The 6,203-nt window shown below is 65.2% G+C and carries 6 protein-coding genes and 2 pseudogenes; 4 read left to right on the top strand and 4 right to left on the bottom strand.

Features of this window, described 5'->3' with window-relative positions; translation table 11 throughout:
* Both F3J20_RS31490 and cysS read right to left on the bottom strand, forming a co-directional pair.
* Positions 1-184: pseudogene (locus tag F3J20_RS31490) on the bottom strand (DNA repair protein); the annotation flags it as partial.
* Positions 185-231: 47 nt separating this feature from the next.
* Positions 232-1,629 (bottom strand): cysteine--tRNA ligase, encoded by a 1,398-nt coding sequence (gene cysS / locus F3J20_RS31485; RefSeq protein WP_167285818.1) that lies wholly within the window; start codon positions 1,627-1,629, stop codon positions 232-234.
* A gap of 248 nt (positions 1,630-1,877) precedes the next feature.
* Here cysS and F3J20_RS31480 point away from each other — a divergent pair, with 248 nt between their 5' ends.
* The 4 genes from F3J20_RS31480 (at position 1,878) to F3J20_RS31465 (ending at position 4,757) form a co-directional block, all read left to right on the top strand.
* A complete protein-coding gene (locus F3J20_RS31480) occupies positions 1,878-2,669 on the top strand; it encodes a tetratricopeptide repeat protein (protein ID WP_167045014.1) in 792 nt (263 codons plus the stop codon).
* Positions 2,670-2,727: 58 nt separating this feature from the next.
* Positions 2,728-3,321: a peptidylprolyl isomerase gene (locus tag F3J20_RS31475; RefSeq protein ID WP_167045011.1), complete on the top strand. Its 594-nt coding sequence runs from the start codon at positions 2,728-2,730 to the stop codon at positions 3,319-3,321.
* An 84-nt stretch (positions 3,322-3,405) separates the two neighbouring features.
* A complete protein-coding gene (locus F3J20_RS31470; protein WP_167045008.1) occupies positions 3,406-3,900 on the top strand; it encodes a peptidylprolyl isomerase in 495 nt (164 codons plus the stop codon).
* 59 nt (positions 3,901-3,959) lie between these two features.
* A complete protein-coding gene (locus tag F3J20_RS31465) occupies positions 3,960-4,757 on the top strand; it encodes a UDP-2,3-diacylglucosamine diphosphatase (protein WP_167285817.1) in 798 nt (265 codons plus the stop codon).
* Positions 4,758-4,872: 115 nt separating this feature from the next.
* Here the strand turns inward: F3J20_RS31465 and cysE are convergent, their stop codons facing one another.
* Both cysE and F3J20_RS31455 read right to left on the bottom strand, forming a co-directional pair.
* Complete coding sequence (cysE, locus tag F3J20_RS31460; protein ID WP_167045002.1) at positions 4,873-5,718, bottom strand: serine O-acetyltransferase; 846 nt, start codon at positions 5,716-5,718, stop codon at positions 4,873-4,875.
* Positions 5,719-5,979: 261 nt separating this feature from the next.
* Positions 5,980-6,203, bottom strand: a pseudogene (locus F3J20_RS31455) (RNA methyltransferase); the annotation flags it as partial.

Genomic DNA, 6,203 nt, shown 5'->3' with positions numbered 1-6,203 from the left:
CCGCGCCGCTCGCGGCAGCGCTGCCGCTTTTCGCCGCCGCTGCGCCCGCTTTCGACGACGCTTTCTCTACCGCGCCGCTACCCGCGCGAGCCGGCGTGCGCGCCGGCTTGGCGGCGGCAGCCGACGCTGCCGCACTGGTTTGAGACGCAGACCGTTTAGCCGGCGCCTTCGTGGCCGTTGCCATCCTGCCTCCTGCCTGGCGAGTCGATCAGAGGGAAGTACGAGGTGCGCTCACACGCGCCGCCACTCGGTCAACCCGCCGGGTTTGTCTTCAAGGGCAACACCGGCCTCGAGCAACTCGGCCCGGATCCGGTCTGCTGCCGCATAGTCCTTTGCCTGCTTGGCCGCTACGCGCGCGGCGATCTTCGCTTCGATCGCGGCGGGTTCGAGCGCGCCGTCGGCTGCAGCACCCGCTGCCTGCTGCAGGTATGCACGCGGCTCGCGCCCGAGCAGCCCGAGCACCGCGCCCAGCGCTCGCAATTGGCGGGCCAGCGCGGGCTCGCGCGTGCGATTCACTTCCGTTGCCAGTTCGAACAGCACCGATACCGCCACCGGCGTGTTGAAGTCGTCGTTCATGGCCGCCTGGAAACGCTGCGCATGCGCTTCGCTCCAGTCGAGCGCCGCCGCATCCGGCGCGACGTCTTTCAACGCGGTGTACAAACGCGCGAGTGCGTTGCGTGCGTCGTCGATATGCACGTCGCTGTAATTCAGCGGCGAGCGGTAATGCGCACGCGCGATGAAGAAGCGCACCACCTCCGCATCGTACTGCGCGAGCACCTCGCGAATCGTAAAAAAATTGTTCAACGACTTCGACATCTTCTCATTGTCGATCTGCACGTAGCCGTTGTGCATCCAGTAATTGACGAACCTTTGTCCGGTCGCGCCCTCGCTTTGCGCGATCTCGTTTTCATGGTGCGGAAACTGCAGGTCCTGGCCGCCGCCGTGAATGTCGAACTGTGCGCCGAGCAGCGTGCAGCCCATCGCCGAACATTCGATATGCCAGCCCGGACGGCCGCGCCCGTACTTCGAATCCCAGCCGGTGTCGGCGGGTTCTTCCGGCTTCGCCTGCTTCCACAGCACGAAGTCGAGCGGGTCTTCCTTCGCGTCGTTGGCCGCAACGCGTTCGCCCGCGCGCAGGTCTTCGAGCGACTTGCCCGAAAGCTTGCCGTAGCCCGCGAATTTGCGCACCGCATAGTTGACGTCGCCGTCGCTCGCCTGGTAGGCGTAGCCGTTCGCCTCAAGCTTCTCGATCATGCCGAGCATCTGCGGAATGAAGTCGGTCGCGCGCGGTTCGATGTCGGGACGCGCGATGCCGAGCGCGTCCGCGTCTTCGTGCAGCGCGGCAATGAAGCGATCGGTCAGCGACTTGATGGTCTCGCCGTTCTCGACGGCGCGGCGGATGATCTTGTCGTCGATGTCGGTGATATTGCGCACGTAAGTCACGTCGTAGCCGAGCGTGCGCAACCAGCGCTGCACGATGTCGAACACGACCATGACCCGCGCATGACCGACGTGACAATAGTCGTACACGGTCATCCCGCAGACGTACATCCGCACGACGCCCGGCTGCAGCGGCACGAAAGTTTGCTTGTCACGCGCGAGCGTGTTGTAGATGCGCAGAGATTCCATAGAGAGCGGTGCGTGGGCCGAAAGAAGTCCGCATTGTGCTTCTGCGCGCCGCGACCCGTGAACGAACAGGACAACGGGTGCGTCGCATACAGCTAAAACCGGCGCACCTCGTGCGGCGGTCAGGCTGCAGACGAGACTGCGAACCAGGCGGAGACGGCCACGAGTGGCGAAAAGACAGTCGGCGGTTCGACGGAACGCGCAGACCTTTTGTTAGAATGGCTCGGAGTATAACATCCAGACCTGAGCCTATGAAACACTCCAGCGGCCGCGCGCGCAGCGCTGCGACCCTCGCCGCGTCTACGTTTGGCGGCGTTGTCGGCGGTGCGACTTTCGAAGCGGCGCGCACTCTCGCGTTGCGTGTCACGGTGGCTGCGGCGCTCGCCGTCGTGCCGCTCGCAAGCGCCTATGCGCAGAAGGCCGCGGTCATGCCGCAAGGCCCTGCCGTGCGCGACAACACGCCGGAAATCGACACCTCGATCGAGCAGAAAAACTGGCAAGCCGCGCTGACCCAGCTCGATGCGCGCATCGCCTCGAATCCGCACGACGCGCAGGCCAGGTTCAAACGCGGCACGGTGCTTGCGCATCTCGGCCGCGACGACGAAGCGATCACCGCGTTCATCGAACTCACGCAGCTCTACCCCGAGCTTCCCGAGCCATACAACAACCTCGCCACGCTGTACGCGAAGCACGGCCGCCTGAGCGAGGCGCGCGCCGCGCTCGAAACGGCCGTCCAGGTCAATCCGAACTACGGCCTCGCCTACGAGAACCTCGGCGACGTTTATCTGCGCATGGCCAATGAAGCGTATCGCCGCGCGCAGGGCCTCGGCAAGGCGAGCGCGACGACCACGCAGCGTCTCGCCGACATCCAGAAGATCATCACGCCGCCCGCCGCGCGCAAGTCGGCGCAGCCGGCCGCCGCCACGCTGCCTGACGACTACACCGCGCGCGCCACCTCGAACATGACGCAAACGCCGAGCTTCCAGTTCGGCGGCGCGAACGGCTCGCTCGCCATGCCGCCGTACATGGCGCCGTCGCACTGACACCGGCTAACACCGGCTCGCTGCCGGCAGCCCGTTTTCTCCAACCTCGAGGATCTTCATGAAATGGTTGATGTTGGCGCTCGGCAGCGCCGCCCTGATCGCCAACGCCCCTGTCTTCGCGCAGTCCGGGTCGCCGGCCGGCGCGCAAGCCGCGCATCCGTCCGTTCTGCTCAAGACGTCGGAAGGCGACATCCGCGTCGAGCTGTATCCCGAGAAAGCGCCGAAAACGGTCGCGAATTTTCTCGACTACGTGAAGGCCGGGCAGTACAGCGGCACGATCTTTCATCGCGTGATTCCGGGCTTCATGATTCAGGGCGGCGGCTATACGCAGAGCTTCGCCGAGAAGCCGACGCGCGCGCCGATTCCGCTCGAAAGCCGTAACGGCCTGAAGAACACCACGGGCACGATCGCGATGGCGCGCACGAGCGATCCGAATTCGGCCACGGCGCAGTTCTTCATCAACACGGTGGACAACGCCAATCTCGACTACCCGAATCCGGACGGCAACGGCTACGCGGTGTTCGGCAAGGTCACGAGCGGCATGGACGTCGTGAAGCGCATCGAAGCCACGCCCACCACCACGCGCGGCCCGATGAGCAACGTGCCGCAAAAGCCGGTCGTGATCCAGTCGGCTACCGTCGTGAGCAAGTAATCCACACGCCCCGGCACGGCCTCGCGTCAATGCCTGACGACATGCCGCGCCTTTTTTCCAACCCGTTCATCAAAGGATTCCATCATGGTTGAACTGCATACGAACCACGGCGTCATCAAACTCGAACTCGACGCTGAAAAAGCGCCCAAGTCAGTCGAGAACTTCCTCAACTACGTGAAGGCCGGCCACTACGACAACACGGTGTTCCACCGCGTGATCGACGGCTTCATGATCCAGGGCGGCGGCTTCGAACCCGGCATGAAGCAAAAGCCGACGGCCGAGCCGATCAACAACGAAGCGAACAACGGCCTGAAGAACGTCAGCGGCTCGATCGCGATGGCACGCACGAACGACCCGCATTCGGCGACCGCGCAATTCTTCATCAACGTGAACGACAACGACTTCCTGAACCACTCGTCGCCGACGCCGCAAGGCTGGGGCTACGCGGTGTTCGGCAAGGTCGTCGACGGCATGGACGTGGTCGAGAAGATCAAGAAGGTCAAGACCGGTTCGAAGGGCTTCCACCAGGACGTGCCGGTCGACGACGTGGTGATCGAGAAGGCCGTGGTGGTCGGCTGAAACGCCGCCGACATCACACTCAGGCATCGACTCGTTTGAACTGAAATCAGGCACCTTCAATGCTGCAAGAGACGCCGCTGCGAAGCGTCGCCGCGGGCGTGCCTGGCGAGGGCCAACGCCCGCACGCCGCACGCCCGTTTTTCTTTATCTCCGATCTGCATCTGAGCGAGGCGATCCCGCGCACGGTCGCCGCGTTCGAGCACTTCATCCGCGTGACCGCCCAAGAGGCGGACTCGGTGTTCATTCTCGGCGACCTGTTCGAATACTGGGTCGGCGACGACATGCTCGGCGAGCCGTTCGTCGCACGCATGACGGCCTTGCTGCACACGCTGTCGGAGCGCGGCATCGCGCTCTACATCATGCACGGCAACCGCGACTTCCTGCTCGGCAAGCGCTTCATGAAAGCGGCCGGCGCGATCTGGCTGCCCGATCCGTTCGTGATTACCGCGTTCGGCCTGCGCGTTGCGCTCGCGCACGGCGATCGCCTCTGCACCGCGGATCGCGGCTATCAACTGTTCAGGCGTTTCGCGCGCAATCATGTCGCGCAGATGCTGTTTCTCGCGTGGCCGTTCCGCTGGCGGCGCAAGCTCGCCGAAAACATGCGCGCCAAGAGCGAGCATGGCCGGCTGCGGCCGGTATCGGTCAAGTATGACGTGACGCCCAAAGGTGTCGCCGCGCTCTTCAAGACGTCGAAAACGACGACCATGATTCATGGGCATACGCACCGGCCCGCGCGGCATCGCGAGCCGGGCGGCACGCGCTGGGTTCTGCCGGATTGGGACCTCGATCACGGCCCGCGCCGCGGCGGGTATCTGCGGATCGATGGCGACGGGATTCGAGCGTTGCCGCTCGATTGAAACGGCGATGTTGCAGCCGCGCGCTGAATTCGCGTGAATCGGCGCGAAGCCATGCGAACCCCGATGAGTCTGCGTAGTCCGGCGCGCATTCGCGGCACCGGACATGGAACGACGATCAGCGCTGCGCGACCGCGCCTTCCACCTTCCCCGCAATCGCGGCCGACAAACGCCGCAAATCGAGCAACGCCGCGTCTGCGCCTTCGAGCCCTTCGAGACTCGTGCCGAGCCGCTCGAGCGCATCGACGATCTCGTCGATGCGTCGTGACTGCGTGGCCGCATGATCGATCAGGCCGTGAATCGCGAGCGACACCGGATCGTCCGCATTCGGCGTGATGCCGTAGGCGCAGAACGCGCTCTTTTCCGCCGCGCGTTTGGCGTCGCGCGCGGCGCCATTCGACTCGGCAGCTTGCGTGGCGACCGCGCTCGGGACCGTCGACGCAGCAGCTGCCGGCACGATGATCCGCGCCGGATTGCCGACCGCCGTGCCGCGTGCGGGCACCGGTTTCGTGACGACCGCGTTCGAGCCGATCTTCGCCTCCGCGCCGACCGTGAAACCGCCGAGCACCTTCGCGCCCGCGCCGACGATCACGCCGCGCTCGAGCGTCGGATGCCGCTTCGCACCGCGCGTGAGCGACGTGCCGCCGAGCGTCACGCCCTGGTAGATCGTGCAGTCGTCGCCGACCTGCGCGGTTTCGCCGATCACGACGCCCATGCCGTGATCGATGAACACGCGCCGCCCGAGCGTCGCGCCGGGATGGATTTCGATGCCGGTCATGAAGCGCGCCATCTGCGAGACGAAGCGCGCAAGCCAGCGGCGCCTCGCGCGCCAGCACGCATGCGCGAAGCGGTGCAACACGAGCGCGTGCAGCCCCGGATAACACGTGAGCACTTCCCATGCGCTGCGGGCGGCGGGATCGCGCTCGCGGATCGTGGCGATATCTTCGCGAAGTCTCGTGAACATGGCAGGGACGGTGTTGTGAGGGAAAAACCGTCCGCGTTGTTTTGCGCGCTGCCTGCTGCATTGCGCGCTACGCATGACGGTGCGGCTGCCGTTTAGCACGGTGGCCGCTTTGCTTCGTATGTTTTGTGGATTGTAGGGCGATTGCGCGAAACCTGCCGGAAGCCCACGCTGCCCGCAAGGTCGTCCGCGGGCGAGGGCGGCGCCGGGATGTGCGTGGTCCGCCGCCGTGCTTCGCCGCCGTAATACGCCTTGCCCGGCTGCTCAGTCGGTTCGCTTCGTCTTGAGCAGGATGTGCTTGGCGATGCCGCGCACGATGTTGACCTCTTCGCGCTCGAGCCCCGAACGCGCGAACAGCCGCCGCAGCCGCGACATCAGCTTCTTCGGATTGGCCGGATCGAGAAATTCGAGCGCGACGAGCGCGCTTTCGAGATGCGTGAACATGCTCTCGATTTCGTCGCTGGCCGCCAGTTGCGCGCGCGCGTCGA

The sequence above is a fragment of the Paraburkholderia sp. Cy-641 genome, from assembly GCF_011752945.1.
Classification (GTDB): Bacteria; Pseudomonadota; Gammaproteobacteria; order Burkholderiales; family Burkholderiaceae; genus Paraburkholderia.
Note: the sequence above shows the minus strand (reverse complement) of the source record. Positions and strands in the feature narration are given on the sequence as shown.